General features: G+C 67.7%; 15 protein-coding genes. All 15 read right to left on the bottom strand.

Annotated elements, in window-relative coordinates; all coding sequences use genetic code 11:
- Window position 1: 1 nt before the first annotated feature.
- Window positions 2–865, bottom strand: coding sequence for a sulfurtransferase (locus BMZ21_RS01315; protein ID WP_091828979.1), 864 nt, complete (start codon window positions 863–865; stop codon window positions 2–4).
- Window positions 862–1,299 carry an OsmC family protein gene (locus BMZ21_RS01310; protein ID WP_091828976.1) on the bottom strand — a complete coding sequence of 146 codons (438 nt, stop codon included), beginning with the start codon at window positions 1,297–1,299 and terminating at the stop codon, window positions 862–864. The genes BMZ21_RS01315 and BMZ21_RS01310 overlap by 4 nt, the downstream gene beginning before the upstream one ends.
- A gap of 73 nt (window positions 1,300–1,372) precedes the next feature.
- Window positions 1,373–2,419, bottom strand: a complete 1,047-nt coding sequence (locus BMZ21_RS01305; protein WP_091828973.1) for a sulfate/molybdate ABC transporter ATP-binding protein — start codon at window positions 2,417–2,419, stop codon at window positions 1,373–1,375.
- 12 nt (window positions 2,420–2,431) lie between these two features.
- Window positions 2,432–3,325, bottom strand: coding sequence for a sulfate ABC transporter permease subunit CysW (gene cysW / locus BMZ21_RS01300; protein WP_091828970.1), 894 nt, complete (start codon window positions 3,323–3,325; stop codon window positions 2,432–2,434).
- Window positions 3,318–4,163, bottom strand: a complete 846-nt coding sequence (gene cysT / locus BMZ21_RS01295; protein ID WP_091828968.1) for a sulfate ABC transporter permease subunit CysT — start codon at window positions 4,161–4,163, stop codon at window positions 3,318–3,320. The genes cysW and cysT overlap by 8 nt, the downstream gene beginning before the upstream one ends.
- A 2-nt stretch (window positions 4,164–4,165) precedes the next feature.
- Window positions 4,166–5,203 carry a sulfate ABC transporter substrate-binding protein gene (locus BMZ21_RS01290; RefSeq protein WP_091828965.1) on the bottom strand — a complete coding sequence of 346 codons (1,038 nt, stop codon included), beginning with the start codon at window positions 5,201–5,203 and terminating at the stop codon, window positions 4,166–4,168.
- Window positions 5,204–5,378: 175 nt separating this feature from the next.
- Complete coding sequence (gene cysG, locus BMZ21_RS01285; RefSeq protein ID WP_091828962.1) at window positions 5,379–6,836, bottom strand: siroheme synthase CysG; 1,458 nt, start codon at window positions 6,834–6,836, stop codon at window positions 5,379–5,381.
- Window positions 6,833–7,081: a hypothetical protein gene (locus BMZ21_RS01280; RefSeq protein ID WP_143079622.1), complete on the bottom strand. Its 249-nt coding sequence runs from the start codon at window positions 7,079–7,081 to the stop codon at window positions 6,833–6,835. Before BMZ21_RS01280 ends, cysG begins: the two co-directional genes overlap by 4 nt.
- Before the next feature lie 4 nt (window positions 7,082–7,085).
- Window positions 7,086–7,604, bottom strand: a complete 519-nt coding sequence (locus BMZ21_RS01275) for a DUF934 domain-containing protein (RefSeq protein ID WP_091828956.1) — start codon at window positions 7,602–7,604, stop codon at window positions 7,086–7,088.
- Complete coding sequence (locus BMZ21_RS01270) at window positions 7,591–9,273, bottom strand: nitrite/sulfite reductase (protein ID WP_091828954.1); 1,683 nt, start codon at window positions 9,271–9,273, stop codon at window positions 7,591–7,593. Before BMZ21_RS01270 ends, BMZ21_RS01275 begins: the two co-directional genes overlap by 14 nt.
- Window positions 9,274–9,276: 3 nt before the next feature.
- Window positions 9,277–9,630: a DUF2849 domain-containing protein gene (locus tag BMZ21_RS01265; RefSeq protein WP_091828952.1), complete on the bottom strand. Its 354-nt coding sequence runs from the start codon at window positions 9,628–9,630 to the stop codon at window positions 9,277–9,279.
- A gap of 324 nt (window positions 9,631–9,954) precedes the next feature.
- A complete protein-coding gene (locus BMZ21_RS01260) occupies window positions 9,955–10,650 on the bottom strand; it encodes a winged helix-turn-helix domain-containing protein (RefSeq protein ID WP_091828950.1) in 696 nt (231 codons plus the stop codon).
- Window positions 10,647–13,370: a sensor histidine kinase gene (locus BMZ21_RS01255; protein WP_091828948.1), complete on the bottom strand. Its 2,724-nt coding sequence runs from the start codon at window positions 13,368–13,370 to the stop codon at window positions 10,647–10,649. The genes BMZ21_RS01260 and BMZ21_RS01255 overlap by 4 nt, the downstream gene beginning before the upstream one ends.
- Window positions 13,371–13,375: 5 nt before the next feature.
- On the bottom strand, window positions 13,376–13,957 hold the full coding sequence (gene kdpC / locus BMZ21_RS01250) for a potassium-transporting ATPase subunit KdpC (protein WP_091828946.1): 582 nt from the start codon (window positions 13,955–13,957) through the stop codon (window positions 13,376–13,378).
- Between the two features lie 22 nt (window positions 13,958–13,979).
- Window positions 13,980–16,016, bottom strand: coding sequence for a potassium-transporting ATPase subunit KdpB (gene kdpB, locus BMZ21_RS01245; RefSeq protein WP_091828943.1), 2,037 nt, complete (start codon window positions 16,014–16,016; stop codon window positions 13,980–13,982).
- Window positions 16,017–16,018: the final 2 nt, after the last annotated feature.

The raw sequence follows: 16,018 nt of genomic DNA, 5'->3' as shown, positions 1-16,018 counted from the left end.
CTCAGCCGCCTCCGATCGCGACTGGCCGCTCCGGGTCCTGTGTCCAGTCGGTCATCGAGCCATCGTAGAGCGAGACCTCCTCGCGCTCGAGCAGCTCCGACATCACGAACCAGTTCAGCGACGCAGTGTGGCCGGTGTTGCAATAGGAAATCACCGGGCCGTTCGGCACCGGGCCGAACAACGTGCCGAGCTCTCCGGCAGGCTTGAACCGCCCGGTCGAAGGGTCGAAGGCCGCCGAATAGTCGCGCGAGACGGCGCCGGGGATGCGCCCGGCGCGCGCAGCTTCCGCCGCCTTTTCCTGTCCCTCGAAATAGCTGGCCGAACGAGCATCGACGAGCGTCGCCAGCTTGCTGCGCGAAGCAACGAGCGTGGCGTCGGCGGTACTGCGCAGCTTCTGCTGCACGACCACCGGGTAAGGCGAGGCCGGCACCGGCTTGGACGGACCGGTCTCGATCCGCAGGCCGGGCGCAGTTCGCCAGCCGTCGAAGCCGCCGTCGAGGATGGCCTGCTGGCCGTGGCCGATCAGCTTCAGCGTCCAGTAGACGCGCGTCGCGGCGGCAAGATCACTGGCGCTGAGCCCGGCGGGGACGATCACCACCTTGCTCGGGGGAGTGACGCCGAGCCGCCCCACCAGTTCGGCGAGATGGTCGAGCGGCGGCAGCATGCCGGGCGCATTGCCGACTTTGGCGCGCCAGCCGTCGGCGGCGTAGTCGCTGTGCACGGCACCGGGGATATGACCGGCCTCGAAGGCCTGGCGCCCGCCCTCGGCGGCGGCACGAATATCGATGATGACGAGATCGGGCGAACCCAGCGCTCCGGCCAGGACGTTGGGCGATACCAGCCCCGAGGTCGGGATGTCCGTCATTCGGCGGCCTCCTGTTGCAGTTCCTCGATGATCACGAGCGAGGTGCTCATCTGCGCGGTCGCCCCCAGCATGATCGAAGCGGAACAGTACTTTTCCTTCGACAATGTGACGGCGCGCTCGGCCTTGGCCTGCGACAGGCCGCGGCCGCTGATGCGATAGGCGAGGTGGATCTTGGTGAAGACCTTGGGGTCCTCGGTCGCGCGCTCCGCCTCGACCTCGACCTCGCAGCCGGTCACCGCCTCGCGGCCCTTCTTCAGGATCTGCACGACGTCGAAGCCAGTGCAGCCGGCGAGCCCGATCAGCAGCATCTCCATCGGCCGAATGCCGATATTGCGGCCGCCATATTCAGGCGCACCGTCCATGACCACTGCATGGCCGCTGCCGGCTTCCCCCAGGAAGGCCATGCCCTCGACCCACTTCGCTCGCGCCTTCATGGCCATCTCCTGTCGTCAGAACATGTCAGGCGACAGGGATAACCCGCCCGGTGCGCGAAAGGCGAGGGCGGCATCAGGCCGCGGCGAAGAGGTTGCCATGCGTGATGCGCAGCCGGATCCGCTCGCCGATCGCCGGCGCGACCTGGCTGGCGAGGTCGACGTCGAGCCGCCTTGGCAGCCCTTCGACGGCGACTTCGGCGCGGCGCAGTGGCCCGTTCCGGCGCAGATGCTCGACGACACCGGGCAGAGCGAGCGGCGCATCATCGACGATGCGCAAATGCTGCGGCCGGACATAGAGCGAGGCCGGCCCGCCCTGATTCTGGCGCAGACCGCCCAGCACGGGCCGGTCCTGGAAGAAGGCTTGGCTGCCGACGACCTTGACCGGCAGATGGTTGGCGTCGCCCAGGAACTGGCAGACGAAGGGCGTCGCCGGATGGTCGTAGACATCGTCGGGCGAACCGACCTGCTCGAGCCGGCCATCATGCAGGATCGCGACCCGGTCGGCGAGCTCCAACGCCTCCTCCTGGTCGTGCGTGACGAAGACGGTGGTATGGCCGGTGTGCCGGTGCAACTCGCGCAGCCAGGCGCGCAAATCCTTGCGGACCTTGGCGTCCAAGGCTCCGAAAGGCTCGTCGAGCAGCAGCACGCGCGGCTCGATTGCCAGCGCCCGGGCGAGCGCGATGCGCTGACGCTGGCCGCCCGAGAGTTGGTTCGGATAGCGCTTTTCGAGGCCCGGCAGCTGGATGAGTTCCAGGAGATCGGAGACGCGCTTCTTGATCTCGGCCGAACTCGGCCGTTCGGCGCGCGGACGCGACTTCAAGCCGAAGGCGATGTTCTCGGCGACGCTCATCGTCTTGAACAGCGCATAGTGCTGGAAGACGAAGCCGATCCGGCGCTCGCGCAGCGACAGCTCGCGGGTATCGGTCTCGCCGAAGAGCACGCGGCCGCGCTCGGCCTGTTCCAGCCCGGCGATGACGCGCAGCAATGTCGTCTTGCCCGAGCCGGAGGGACCGAGCAGCGCGACGAGTTCGCCCGGCTGGATGTCGAGCGAGACGCCGCGCAGGGCGGGGAAGTTCTGGAAGCGCTTCTCGACGCTTTCGATGGTGACGGCGACCGACATGGGCTGTTCCACTCAGTGACGGCGGCTGGCGGCGATCGCGTCGGCGAAATGCCACTCCAGGACGCTTTTTAGGACGAGCGTGACGAGGGCAAGGCCCGCTAGCAGCGAGGCGACGGCGAAGGCGGCGGCGCCCATGTACTCGTTGTAGAGAATCTCGACATGCAGCGGCATGGTCGTGGTCACGCCGCGGATCTTGCCCGAGACGACGGCGACCGCGCCGAACTCGCCCATGGCGCGGGCATTGCAGAGCAGCACGCCGTAGAACAGGCTCCATTTCACATTCGGCAGCGTCACCGTGAAGAAGGTGCGCCAGGGCGAGGCGCCCAAGGTCAGCGCCGTCTCCTCGTCGGCCGAGCCGAGCGACTGCATGTGCGGGATCAGTTCGCGCGCGACGAAGGGGAAGGTCACGAAGATCGTCGCCAGCAGGATGCCCGGCACGGCGAAGATGATCTTGAGGTCGTTGGCCGCGAGCCAGGGGCCGAAATAGCCCTGCGCGCCGAAGAGCAGCACGAACACCAGACCCGAGATCACCGGCGAGACCGAGAAGGGCAGGTCGATGAAGCTGATCAGCAGGCTCTTGCCGCGGAATTCGAACTTGGCGATCGCCCAGGCGGCCGCCAGGCCGATGATCACGTTGAACGGCACCGCGATTGCCGCGATGAGCAGGGTCAACCGGATCGCCGCCAAGGCATCGGGCTCGAGGATCGCCTCACGGTAGGCGTGCCAGCCACGCGCCCCGGCCTCGACGAAGACCGAGATCAGCGGCAGGAACAGGAAGAGGCAAAGGAAGAGGAGCGAAATCGCAACCAGCACGAACTGGACGATGCGGGACTCGCCCTTGACGCGCCGTGCGGCGCGGGCGGGCGCGAGGTCCTCGATCTGATAGGGCAGGCTGGCGTCAGACATCGCCGAACCTCCGGCGGGCGCGTGCCTGGATCAGGTTGACGAGCAGGATCAGCGAAAACGAGAGCAGGAGCATGATCGTCGCGACCACGGCCGCCCCGGCATAGTCGAACTGCTCCAGCCGGATCACGATCAGCAATGGTGCGATCTCGGAGACCATCGGCACATTGCCGGCGATGAAGATGACCGAGCCGTATTCGCCGACGGCACGCGCGAAGGCGAGGACGAAGCCGGTCAGCAGGGCCGGCAGCACCGGCGGCAGCAGCACGGAGAAAACGGTGCGCCAGCGGCTGGCTCCAAGCAGCGCCGCCGCCTCCTCGATATCGGCAGGCAACTCCTCCAAGACCGGCTGGATGGTGCGGACGACGAAGGGCAGCCCGATGAAGATCAGCGCCACCATCACGCCGAGCGGCGTATAGGCGACCTTGATATTATAGGGGGCTAGCAGGCTGCCGACCCAGCCATTGGGTGCATAGATCGCCGCGAGCGCGATACCGGCGACGGCCGTCGGCAGGGCGAAGGGCAGGTCGACCGCCGCATCGATCAGGCGCCTGCCCGGAAAATCATAGCGGACGAGCACCCAGGCCAGGATCAGCCCGAAGACGGCATTCACTGCCGCGGCGAAGAAGGCTCCGAAAAAGGAGAGCTTCAACGCGGCCAGCGTCCGCGGCGAGGTCGCCACGGCCCAGATGTCGGCCGGGCCGGCGCTCGCCGCCTTGATGAAGAGCGCGGCCAGAGGAATCAGCACGATCAGCGACAGGGCCGTTACGGTAATACCCAGCGCCAGGCCGAAGCCTGGCAGGATGCTGGGCTCGCGCCAGCGGGAGACTGCCGCCGTCATGCTCAGCGCGCCGGCTTGTAGAGCTGGTCGAACGTGCCGCCGTCACCGAAATGGGTGGGCTGCGCCTTGGCCCAGCCGCCGAAGCTCTCGTCGATGGTGACGAGCTCGACCTTCGGGAAGCGGGCGATGTCTTTGGGGTCGGCAGCTTCCGGATTGCGGGGGCGGTAGTAGTGCTTGGCGATGATAGCCTGGCCCTTCGGCGTGTAGAGGAATTCGAGATAGGCTTGCGCCTCGGCACGGGTGCCCTTGGTATCGACGTTGCCGTCGACGATCGCAACCGGCGGCTCGGCCAGGATCGAGAGCGAGGGCACGATGATGTCGAACTTGTCCTCGCCGAACTCCTTCAGCGCCAGGAAGGCCTCGTTCTCCCAGGACAGGAAGACGTCGCCGATGCCACGCTGGGTGAAGGTCGTGGTCGCCCCGCGCGCGCCGGTGTCGAGCACCGGGACGTTGCTGAGCAGCTTCCCGATATAGTCGCGGACCTTGGCCTCGTCCTTGTTGAAGGCTTTCTCGGCATAGGCCCAGGCGGCGAGATAGTTCCAGCGCGCCCCGCCCGAGGTCTTCGGGTTCGGCGTGATGATCTGAACGCCGGGCTTCACCAGGTCACCCCAGTCCTTGATCGCCTTCGGATTGCCCTTGCGGACGAGGAAGACAATGGTCGAGGTGTAGGGTGAGGAGTTCTGCGGCAGCCGCTTCTGCCAGTCGAGCGGCAGCTTCTTCGAGCGCTCGGCGACGGCGTCGATGTCGCCGGCGAGCGCCAGCGTCAGCACGTCGGCATTGAGGCCGTCGATGACGGTGCGGGCCTGCGCACCCGAGCCGCCATGCGACTGCCGAATCGTGCCGATCTTCTTGGCGTTCTTGCCGTTCCAGTCGGCGATGAAGGCCGCGTTGATCTCCCGATAGAGCTCGCGGGTCGGATCATAGGAGACGTTGAGCAGCTCGGTCTGCGCGCGCGCACCGCCGATCACGCCGAAGCAAACGGCAAAGGCCCCGAGCGCCAGACCGGCTTGCAGCAAGCGGTGAAGTCTCTGTCGCGTCATCTCAGTGCTCCGTGTCGGACAGTTCAGAAAACCGCGTGAACGGCTCAAAAAACTGTTCTGAAAAACAAACAGAACGTACTGAATTGGCGGTCATCGCTCAACTAGCGGAGGCAGTAGAGCCCTTCCAAACTTTTCGCGCCAGAGAGAAAACGCATCTCCGGCGGTTTGGTTCACGTCAGCCGTGCGCCAGGTTGCCGCTCGATGCAGCCGGCAGCGCAGCGCCCATGGCGTGGCCGATCAGCACGAGGACAGGCCCCTTGCTCGGAAGCTCGCCCAGCCTCTCCGGCAGGTGCGCGATCGTGCTCGCGATCCGCATTTCAGTCGGGGTGGTTGCGCCGAGCACGGCAACAGCGGGCGTAGCCGGGTCGAGCCCCGCCGCGAGCGCCTTCTCGCGGAACAGCGGCAGCGTAGCGCGCGCCATGTAGAGCACCGTGGTCGCGGCGGGGTCGGCAAGCGCCTTCCAGTCGAGATCCTGCGGCAGCTTGCCGTCGCGGGCATGACCCGTAACGAACTGCAGCCGACGGGCATGATCGCGATGGGTGAGCGAGAGACCAAGCGAGGCGGCCGCGCCCTGCGCCGCCGAGATGCCGGGCACGATCGTGACCGGGATGCCGGCACGGTGGCAGGCTTCGATCTCCTCGCCGGCACGGCCGAAAATGCCGGGGTCACCACCCTTCAAGCGGACGACATGCTTGCCCTGGCCGGCGAGCGAGACGAGCATCGCATTGATGTCATCCTGCTTCACCGCCGGGCCGTAGCCCTGCTTGCCGACCAGCATGCGCTTGGCCTCGCGCCTGGCAAGCTCGAGCACGCCTGCCGAGACGAGGTCGTCATAGAGGATGATGTCGGCGCTCTGCAGCGCCCGGATCGCCTTCAGCGTCAGCAGCTCCGGATCGCCGGGACCGGCACCGACCAGCGTGACCCGCCCGTTCGGCGTACCGCCGCGCTCGATCTCGTCGAGCACCCTCGCGAGATCGCGGCGATCGTTCTCTTCGGGCTGGCGCTGCGGCTCGGCCAGAGCCCGGCTGGTGAAGCGTTCCCAGAAATCGCGGCGCAGTGGAAAGGCGAGCTCGCGCGCTTTGACCATCGGGCGCCAGTCATGTGCGGCCTGCGCCCAGGCCTTGAGGCCCGCCGGCAGCAACGCCTCGATCTTGGCGCGGATCGCCTGGCCGAAGACGGGAGCGGCGCCGTCGGTCGAGATCGCGATGACGAGCGGCGAGCGGTTGACCAGCGAGCCGAAGGCAAAATCGCAGAACTCGGGCTTGTCGACGACATTGACCGGGACGCCGTTTTGCCGGGCTGCGGCGACGAAGGCCTTGGCTTCCTCGAGCGAGTCGATATCGGCGATGGCGAGCGCGGCGCCGTCGAGATCATCCGCCTGCCAGGCGCGCGGCAACACCGTCACCGAGCCGGCCGGCGGGTCGGCAGCGAGGCCACCGAAGGCTCCAGGCTGATCGCCGGAGAGGATCAGCAGCTCGGAGCCGGCGGCGGCGAGCAGTTCAGCCTTCCAGAGCGCCCCTTCGCTCGCGCCCGCGAGCACGACCTTGCGCCCTTCCAGCTTGTGGAACAGCGGCAGGGTGGCGAGCCGGTCGATCCGGCGCGCGGTGGTTGTCTCCGGGCGTCTTGCGCTCATCGTTGCGTCGCTGCGGCCTTCACATCGGGGGGCAATCGGCTGTCGCCCGCAGGTGGCACGAACAGCCACAGGCCGGCAAGGACCAGGATGATAAGCCGGAAGCAAAGATCGAACCAGCGCTCGCGCGGTGCGGAAACAGACTGGCCGATGGCACGGTCGATATCGCTCAGCATGGCCTCCTCCCATTCATCGTCGCTATGGCGGTCGGCGGGCCGGCGCAGGCTCGATTGGACCGAACCGTGCATCGTCTCAGCCCGCCGCGACATGTTTCAGCCGGGCCGAACGGCGCCGGTCGAGGATGTTGCCGCTGTCGCCATAGCCGCGCTGATAGCCATGGCTGATCTGGCCGAGCGCATTGACCCATTGCTCGACGGGCTGGCGCGCCGCGCTCGCCTCGGGCAGCTCGACCTCGTCGAAGCCGCAGGCGATGGCATAGGCGAACTGGTCGGCGATCAGTGGGCCGCTGGCGCGCAGGGTGCCCGTGAAGCCGTGATTGCGGATCAGCCGCGCCAGGCTGAAGCCGCGCCCGTCGCCGAAGGAGGGAAAGCTGATCGCGATCAGCGAGAGCTGGCGCATCAGGAGCTTCAGCTGGGGAATGCGCACGGTGTTGGGGATGACGACGCCGATGCGCTGGTCGCGCGTCTTCTGCGCCAGCGCTTCCGGCAGCGCCGCCCAATCGACCAGCGCGTGCGAGATGTTGTCGATCGCTGCGCCTTCGCTGCGCGTCCAGATTTCGGTCTTGGCGCCGTGACGATCAAGCAACGGCATGGCTGACCTCCCGGTTGGTGTCCTGGAAAGCCGCCTTGAACGGCGCGAGGCCGAGGCGGCGAACATTGTCGATGAAGCTTTCGCCGGCCTGGCGCTGCGCCAGGTAGACCGAGACGATGCGCTCGATCGCATCCGGCACCTCCTCGGCGGCGAGGCCCGGGCCGAGGATCTCGCCGATCGCGGCGTTCTCGGTCGCGTCGCCGCCGAGGGTGATCTGGTAGGATTCGATGCCGCGCTTCTCGAGCCCGAGAATCCCGATATGGCCGACATGGTGATGGCCGCAGGCATTGATGCAGCCGGAGATCTTGATGTTGAGCACACCGATCTCCTTCTGCCTGACGGGATCGGCGAAGCGCTGCGCCAAGGCCTGCGCGATCGGGATCGAGCGAGCCGTCGCCAGCGCGCAATAGTCGAGGCCGGGGCAGGCGATGATGTCGGTGATCAGCCCGGCATTGGCCGTCGCGAGTTCGGCCGCGCCGAGGCGCTGCCAGACCGCGAACAGATCCGACAGCTTCACATGCGGCAGGACGAGGTTCTGCGCGTGGGTGACGCGGATCTCGGAGAGCGAGAACTCATCCGCAAGGTCGGCGACGACGCGCATCTGCTCGCTGGTGGCATCGCCGGGGGGCGCGCCGATCGGCTTCAGCGAGATCGTCAGCGCGGCATAGCCCGGCTGGCGATGCGGCGTGAGGTTGGTCTCGACCCAGCGGGCGAAATCGGGATTGCCGGCCCTGGCCGCCTCGAAGGCACCGCTGGTCGCCGGCAGCGTCTCGTAGGCGGGCGGCGCGAAGTAGGCGGCGATGCGCGCGACCTCGGCCGGATCGGCATTGACCGAGGGGCCGTCGAGCCTGGCGAACTCCTCCTCGACGCGGCGGGAAAACTCCTCCGTGCCGATCTCGTGGACGAGGATCTTGACCCTGGCCTTGTACTTGTTGTCGCGCCGGCCTTCGAGATTGTAGACCCGCATGACCGCCTCGAGATACGCGAGCAGGTCGGCCTTGGGCAGGAACTCGCGCACGACCTTGCCGATCATCGGGGTGCGGCCGAGGCCGCCGCCAACGATGACCTCATAGCCGATCTCATGCGTGTCGGGATGGCGCAGGATGCGCAGGCCGATATCGTGCGCCTTGATCACGGCGCGGTCGTGCTCGGCACCGGTGACCGCGATCTTGAACTTGCGCGGCAGGTAATCGAATTCGGGATGCAGGCTCGACCATTGCCGGATCAGCTCGGCGGTCGGGCGCGGGTCCTCGACCTCGTCCTGGGCAACGCCGGCGAAATGGTCGGCCGTGACGTTGCGGATGCAATTGCCCGAGGTCTGGATCGCATGCATCTCGACATCGGCGAGCAGGTCGAGAATATCCGGGATGTCGCGCAGCTTGGGCCAGTTGAACTGTAGATTGGTGCGTGTGGTGAAATGGCCGTAACCGCGGTCATAGCGCTCGCCGATCAGCGCGAGCTGGCGCATCTGCTTCGACGACAGCGTGCCGTATGGAACCGCGATCCGCAGCATATAGGCATGCAGTTGCAGATAGACGCCGTTCTTCAGGCGAAGCGGCTTGAATTCGTCCTCGGTCAGCGAACCGTTCAGCCGGCGGCCGACCTGATCGCGGAACTGCGCGACGCGCTCGCGGACAAAGCGTTCGTCGAATTCATCGTAGCGATACATGCGTCAGGCTCTCAGGAAAGCTGGGGCGAGCGGCAGTTCGGCCTGCTTGCCGAGATCGCGCCGGATGCTGGGGCCGGTCGTCTTCATCCGCTCGCGGTAGTGGCGCGGCACCGGCACGCCGTCCTCGATCGCGACATCGACCAGATAGGCATCGACGACATGCTGGTTGCCGAGTTCGGCGGCGGCGAAGGCATCGAGCCGGTCGGCGGTCGCATCGTCATCGCCGACCAGCGCGGCACCAGGATCACGCGACCAGTGCAGGCCAGTCGCATCGCCCGCCGCGAAGACGACATCGCCATCGAGCAGGTCGTTGGCCAGCAGGATAACCGGCAGGGCAGGGCGCTTGGCGGCAGCCATGAATAATGCTCGCTACGTTCGCTATTCCGAACGTTTTACATAAGGCACTGGCCTTGGAGCATCAATTCACGCGCGGTAGTGTGATTTTTCTTATTCCCGTTCAAAAAGAGGAAATCTCTCTTCGGGCTGTCCCGACAACGGGCCGAGCGGAAAAAATCATACTGTCGTGATCCATATTGCGCGTGTCGTCCCGGGCGACCGCAGGGAGACCCGGGACCCATTCCGGAACCTCTTTCGGACAAGCTCCGGAATGGATCCCGGATCGGCGCGGCTTCACCGCTTGTCCGGGATGACAGCCAGATTGATGCGTGGATTTACGAAGCCTCACACCAGCCCGCCGAGCCGATACCCCACCCCCGGCTCGGTCTCGATCAGCTTCGGCTCGGCCGGATCGTCCTCGAGCTTCTGCCGGAGCTGGCCGACGAAGACGCGCAGATACTGCACGTCATGCTCATGGGCCGGGCCCCAGACCGCGGTGAGGATCTGCTTGTGGGTCAGCACGCGGCCATTGCCCTGCGCCAGGCAGGCGAAGAGGTCGTATTCCTTGGGCGAAAGCTTCACGGCCGCACCGCCCTTGCTGATCCGGCGGTTGACCAGGTCGATCTCGACATTGCCGACCTGCAGCGCCGGCTCCGAGCCCTGGCGTTCGAGGCGATGGCGCAGCGCGACGCGCAGGCGCGCCAGCAACTCGCCGACGCCAAAGGGCTTTTCTACATAGTCGTCGGCGCCGGCGTCGAGCGCGTCGATCTTCTCGGTCTCGCGGTCGCGGGCCGAGAGGATGATCACCGGCCCGTCATAGAAGGCACGTGCTTTGGCGAGCGCCTCCTTGCCGTCCATGTCGGGCAGGCCGAGATCGAGCACGACGGCGTCCGGCGGCTTGCGGGCGATCTCGCGCAGGCCAGTCGTGGCGTCGTCGGCGCGGATCGGCTCGTAGCCGGCGGCGTCGAGCGCCGGCCCGAGGAAACGGTGGATCTGCGGCTCGTCGTCGATGACGAGAATGCGCGGGCGAAAGGCGGTCATGACTTGGTTTCTCCACCCGCGGCGTCCTTGCGCAGGCTGATCAGGATGCGGGTGCCGCCCTTGCTGCCGTCCGGGCGGTCATGGATCGGGCTGGCGGCGGCGATGCGCCCGCCCATGGCTTCGACGAAGCCCTTGGCGATGGCGAGGCCTAGGCCAGCACCCTTGCCGCGCTCGCCACCGCGATCGATCGATTCCTCCAGCCGCCGGAACTTCTCGAAGACGCGCTCCAGCTCGGCGGTCGGGATGCCGCGACCCTCATCCTCGATCGAGATCACGACATTGCCGCGATCCTCATAGGCGGCCGCCTCGATCAGGGCACCATCCTCACTATAGGCGATGGCGTTCTCGAGGATGTTGACCAGCACCTGCTCCAGCAGCCCGGCATCGGCCCTGACGAGCGAGAGTTCGGCTGGGAAGTCGCGCTGGACCCGGCGTTGGCCGAGCCGGCGCGAAATGCGCGATAGCGCCGATGCGATCACGTCGCGGACGTCGATCCAGTCACGCCGCGCCACCAGCGCCCCGCCTTCGAGCCTGGTCATGTCGAGCAGGTCGCCGACATAGCGGTTCAGGCGCTCGGCCTCCTCGCGGATCGAGAGCAGGAGGTCGTCGCGCACGGCCGCCTTCATACCCTCGCCATAGTCGATCAGCGTCGTCGCCGAGCCGAGCACGGTGGCGAGCGGCGTGCGCAGGTCGTGGCTCACCGAGTTGAGCAGGGCGGAGCGGAGCCGGTCGCTGCGGCGCAGCGCCTCGGCATCGACAGCCGCAGCGGCGAGCTCGGCCCGCTCGATCGCAATCGCGCCCTGGTCGAGCAGCGCCATTGCGAAGCGCGCGTTCTCGGCCGTCGCCAGCGCCTTCGGCTCGAACCCGACGACGCCGGAACGGGCCCGCACGCCCTGCAACGGCCGGAACGTCCAGGCCGCATTGGGCAAGGTCCCGGTACCGGCCCCGGCCGGCTCGCCGCGGCTCCAGGTCCAGCGCGCCGCGGTCATGTCGGCGGTCGAAAGCGCTTCGAGCTCAGGGGCACCGGCGGCGGGAGCGATCTCGCCATTGACAGGAAGCAGCACCACGACCTTGCCGGAGGTCGCAGCCGAGACCTGCTCGGCCAGGATAGCGGCGGCGTCCTCGCGCCGCGCCGCGGCCGAGAGCCGGCGGCTGGCCGCGAGCAGGGCGGTGATCGCCGAAGCGCGCCGCGCCGTCGCCTTGGCCTGGTCGCGGATGCGCCCGGTCAGGCCGCCCGTCGTCAGCGCCACTGCGAAGAAGACGAGGAAGGTCAGGACATCCGCCGGGTGGCCGATCCAGAAGGACAGCCGCGGCTCCAGAAAGAAGAAGTTGTAGGCGAAGGCCGCGAGCGCCGCCGCCGTCACCGCCGGCCACAAGCCGAAGGCGAGACCGGCACCGAGCACGCTGACCAGAAACAGCATGGCGAGGTTGACGTTCTCGACCCGCTTGTCGATCAGCTCGGCGAGGCCGATCACGAGCCCGACCATGGCGATCGCGCCGAGATGGGCGAGCCAGCTGAATCTGGCGGGCGACGTGTTCGGGCTCGCAGGCTGAACCGGGCCGCTCGTCACCTCGGTGATGATGTGTAGCGCCGCACCGTTCTGCGCCTTCAGCAATTCCGGCGCGAGCGAGCGATGGAACCAGCCGCGCCAGCCCTTGCGATGCGATTTGCCGACGACGATCTGGGTGACGTTGTTGCGGCGCGCATAGTCGAGCACGGCGCCGACGAGATCGTCGCCATTCAGCACGACGCTGGCGCCGCCGAGCTGTTCGGCGAGCTTGAGCGCTTCAGCCAGATGGGCGCCGCGGCCGGAATCGGGCTCCGCCCCGCCGGGCCGCTCGACATGGGCGACCGTCCAGGGCGCATCCATCATCATGTCGGAGAGGCGTCGTCCGGCCCGCACCAGCGAGCCGGCCATGGCGTCGGGTCCGATCAGCACGAGGATGCGCTCGCCCGCAGCCCAGGGGCCCTCGACGCCGGCGCGCTTCATCGCCTGGTTGAGATGGTCGTCGACCGTCTGGGCCGCCCGCCGCAGCGCCAATTCGCGCAGCGCCGTCAGGTTCTCCAGCTTGAAGAAATTGCCGGCGGCAAGCCGCGCCGTCTCGGGGACGTAGACCTTGCCCTCTTCCATGCGCTGGCGAAGCTCGGTCGGCGTGATGTCGATCAGCTCGATCTCGTCGGCACGGCTGAGGGCGCTGTCCGGCACCGTCTCGCGCTGGCGCACGCCGGTGATCTTCCAGATCACGTCGACCAGGCTTTCGAGATGCTGGACGTTCAGGGTCGTCCAGACGTCGATGCCGGCCTGCAGCAGTTCCTCGACGTCCTGCCAGCGCTTGGGATGGCGGCTGCCCGGCGCGTTGGAATGCGCATACTCGTCGACCAGCAGCAGCCTCGGCTTCAGCGCGAGAGCCGCATCGAGGTCGAACTCCATCATCAGCCGGCCGCGATGCTCGAGCGGCCGGCGCGCCATGACCTCGAGCCCGTCGAGCAGCTCCTCCGTCTCGCGGCGACCATGCGTCTCGACCACGCCGACGAGCACCTCGCCATGCTCCTTCTGGGCGCGCCGACCTTGCGTCAGCATCTCGTAGGTCTTGCCGACGCCCGGCGCCATGCCGAGAAAAATCTTCAGCCGGCCACGCTTGCCGCGGCCGGCTGAAGCCAGCAGGGCGTCGGGGTCGGGCCGCCCTGCCTCACGGAACTGGGATTCGTCTGTTGCCATCGAACCTAACGTTGAGCGCGCGGCCAGCGCGCGTCGAGTGCCAAATTGACGGCGAGCACATTGACGCGCGGCTCGCCGAGCAGGCCGAAGGTTGAGCCTTCGGTGTTGGCCGTGATCACGGCCTGGACCTCCGCTGCCGGAGCCTTGCGGGCCGCGGCGATACGCGGGACCTGCCGGGCCGCATTGGCCGGCGAGACATGCGGGTCGAGGCCGGAGGCCGAGCTGGTGACGGCGTCGACCGGGATCGGCGCCTTGCTCTCGGCGCGCAGCGTTTCGGCATCGGCCTTGATGCGGGCGGCAAGGTCCTCGTTCAGCGGCCCGAGATTGGAGCCAGACGAGCCCGAGGCATCATAGCCGTCCTTGCCGGCAGCCGAGGGGCGGGGCCGCAGATAGGCCTCGTCCTTGAAGTTCTGCCCGATCCAGCGCGAGCCGACGATCTCGCCGGACGCGTTGCGGATCAGCGAGCCGCCGGCCTGCGCCGGGAACAGCGCCTGCGCCAGCCCGGTGACGCCCAGCGGGTAGGCAAAGCCGAGCAGGGCCGTGAAGAGGACCATCGAGACGATGGCGGGGCGAAGATTGGCGATCATGACCTGTGTCCTGTTCTGACCATCACGCGAGCCCGAAGGCGGCGACGATGAGATCGATCAGCTTGATGCCGACGAACGGCGCGATCAGCCCGCCGACGCCGTAGAGGGTGAGGTTGCGCGAGAGCAGCTTGGCCGCGCCGATCGCCCGGTAGCGCACGCCGCGCAGGGCGAGCGGAATCAGCGCGACGATGACGAGAGCATTGAAGATCACCGCCGAGAGGATGGCGCTCTGCGGGCTCGCAAGGCCCATGATGTTGAGCGCGCCCAGAGCCGGCAGCGAGACGACGAACAGCGCCGGGATGATGGCGAAGTATTTCGCGACGTCGTTGGCGATCGAGAAGGTGGTGAGCGCGCCGCGCGTGATTAGCAACTGCTTGCCGACCTCGACGATCTCCAGGACCTTGGTCGGGTCGCTGTCGAGATCGACCATGTTGCCGGCCTCGCGCGCCGCCTGCGCGCCGGTCTGCATGGCGACGCCGACATCGGCCTGGGCAAGGGCAGGGGCGTCGTTGGCGCCGTCGCCGCACATGGCGACGAGGCGGCCCTTGGCCTGCTCGGTGCGGATGATCCGCAGCTTGTCCTCCGGCGTCGCCTCGGCGAGGAAGTCGTCGACACCGGCCTCGGAGGCGATCGCCGCGGCGGTGACCGGGTTGTCGCCGGTGATCATCACCGTGCGCACACCCATGCGGCGGAGATCGGCGAAGCGTTCCTTCACGCCGGGCTTGACCACGTCCTTGAGATGGATGACGCCGACCAGCGCGCCGTTCTCGCTGACGGCGAGCGGCGTGCCGCCCGAGCGGGCGATGCCGTCGACCGCCTGGCGCAGTTCCGCCGGGACCTGGCTCTCAGTCAGGTCGAGCGTCTTGATCACCGCGTCGACCGCGCCCTTGCGCCAGGATTTGCCGTCGAGGTCGAGGCCCGACTGGCGGGTGGTGGCGCTGAACGGGATCGTGGTCGCCCCCGCCGGGACGTCAGCGGTGACGCCCTGATTGCGCGCGAGTTCGACGATGGAGCGGCCTTCCGGCGTCTCGTCGGCGAGCGAAGCCATCAGCGCAGCGCGCAGCGCCGCGTCCGGACGCACGCCGGGAACCGGGATGACCTCGACCGCCATGCGGTTGCCGAAGGTGATGGTGCCGGTCTTGTCGAGCAGCAGCGTATCGACGTCGCCGGCTGCCTCGACGGCCCTGCCTGAGGTCGCCAGGACATTCACTTTCAGAAGCCGATCCATCCCGGCGATGCCGACGGCGCTGAGCAGGCCGCCGATCGTGGTCGGGATCAGCGTGATGAAGAGCGCGCCCAGGACCATCGGATCGAGCGAGACCCCCGAGAAGGCGCCAAGCCCTGTCAGGGTGACGACCGCGATCAGGAAGACCAGCGTCAGCCCGGCGAGCAGCACGGCGAGCGCCAGCTCGTTCGGGGTCTTGCGCCGGTCGGCGCCCTCGACCATCGCGATCATCCGATCGAGGAAGGAGGAGCCCGGCCGCGAGGTCACGCGGACCTTGATCCAGTCGGAGACGACGGTGGTGCCGCCGGTGACGGCCGAGCGGTCGCCGCCGCTCTCGCGGATCACCGGGGCGGATTCGCCGGTGATCGCGGCTTCGTTGACCGAGGCTACGCCCTCGATGATCTCGCCATCGGCAGGGATGACGTCGCCGGCCTCGACCAGGACGATGTCATCAGGCGCGAGTTCGTGAGCCGGCGTCGGGATCATCGCATTGCGCTCGGCGTCGATGATCAGCTTGGCCTTGGTGGTGACGCGGGTGGCACGCAGCGAGTCCGCGGCCGCCTTGCCGCGCCCTTCGGCGATAGCCTCGGCGAAGTTGGCAAAGACGACGGTGAGCCAGAGCCAGATCGCGATCTGGAGCGGGAAGGCGGCGGGCTGGCCATTGGCGATGGCGACGACCGCCGACACGGTCGCGAGCGCGGCGACGACCTCGGTGGCGAGGATGACCGGATTGCCGGTCAGCCGGCGCGGGTCGAGCTTGATGACGGCACTCTTCAGCGCGGTCAGCACGATGGCCTGGCTGAAGGCGCTGGATTTGGCGAGTGAGACACTCATTT

The sequence above is a fragment of the Allobosea lupini genome, assembly GCF_900109525.1.
GTDB classification, from domain to species: Bacteria; Pseudomonadota; Alphaproteobacteria; order Rhizobiales; family Beijerinckiaceae; genus Allobosea; species Allobosea lupini.
The sequence above is the reverse complement of the archived record's forward strand: the minus strand, read 5'-3'. Positions and strand labels throughout refer to the sequence as shown.

Bases quoted from the DNA above. Each gene is read 5' to 3' on its own strand.
- BMZ21_RS01315 (WP_091828979.1), bottom strand. From the start codon at position 865: ATGACGGACATCCCGACCTCGGGGCTGGTATCGCCCAACGTCCTGGCC.
- BMZ21_RS01310 (WP_091828976.1), bottom strand. From the start codon at position 1,299: ATGAAGGCGCGAGCGAAGTGGGTCGAGGGCATGGCCTTCCTGGGGGAA.
- BMZ21_RS01305 (WP_091828973.1), bottom strand. From the start codon at position 2,419: ATGTCGGTCGCCGTCACCATCGAAAGCGTCGAGAAGCGCTTCCAGAAC.
- cysW (WP_091828970.1), bottom strand. From the start codon at position 3,325: ATGTCTGACGCCAGCCTGCCCTATCAGATCGAGGACCTCGCGCCCGCC.
- cysT (WP_091828968.1), bottom strand. From the start codon at position 4,163: ATGACGGCGGCAGTCTCCCGCTGGCGCGAGCCCAGCATCCTGCCAGGC.
- BMZ21_RS01290 (WP_091828965.1), bottom strand. From the start codon at position 5,203: ATGACGCGACAGAGACTTCACCGCTTGCTGCAAGCCGGTCTGGCGCTC.
- cysG (WP_091828962.1), bottom strand. From the start codon at position 6,836: ATGAGCGCAAGACGCCCGGAGACAACCACCGCGCGCCGGATCGACCGG.
- BMZ21_RS01280 (WP_143079622.1), bottom strand. From the start codon at position 7,081: ATGCACGGTTCGGTCCAATCGAGCCTGCGCCGGCCCGCCGACCGCCAT.
- BMZ21_RS01275 (WP_091828956.1), bottom strand. From the start codon at position 7,604: ATGCCGTTGCTTGATCGTCACGGCGCCAAGACCGAAATCTGGACGCGC.
- BMZ21_RS01270 (WP_091828954.1), bottom strand. From the start codon at position 9,273: ATGTATCGCTACGATGAATTCGACGAACGCTTTGTCCGCGAGCGCGTC.
- BMZ21_RS01265 (WP_091828952.1), bottom strand. From the start codon at position 9,630: ATGGCTGCCGCCAAGCGCCCTGCCCTGCCGGTTATCCTGCTGGCCAAC.
- BMZ21_RS01260 (WP_091828950.1), bottom strand. From the start codon at position 10,650: ATGACCGCCTTTCGCCCGCGCATTCTCGTCATCGACGACGAGCCGCAG.
- BMZ21_RS01255 (WP_091828948.1), bottom strand. From the start codon at position 13,370: ATGGCAACAGACGAATCCCAGTTCCGTGAGGCAGGGCGGCCCGACCCC.
- kdpC (WP_091828946.1), bottom strand. From the start codon at position 13,957: ATGATCGCCAATCTTCGCCCCGCCATCGTCTCGATGGTCCTCTTCACG.
- kdpB (WP_091828943.1), bottom strand. From the start codon at position 16,016: ATGAGTGTCTCACTCGCCAAATCCAGCGCCTTCAGCCAGGCCATCGTG.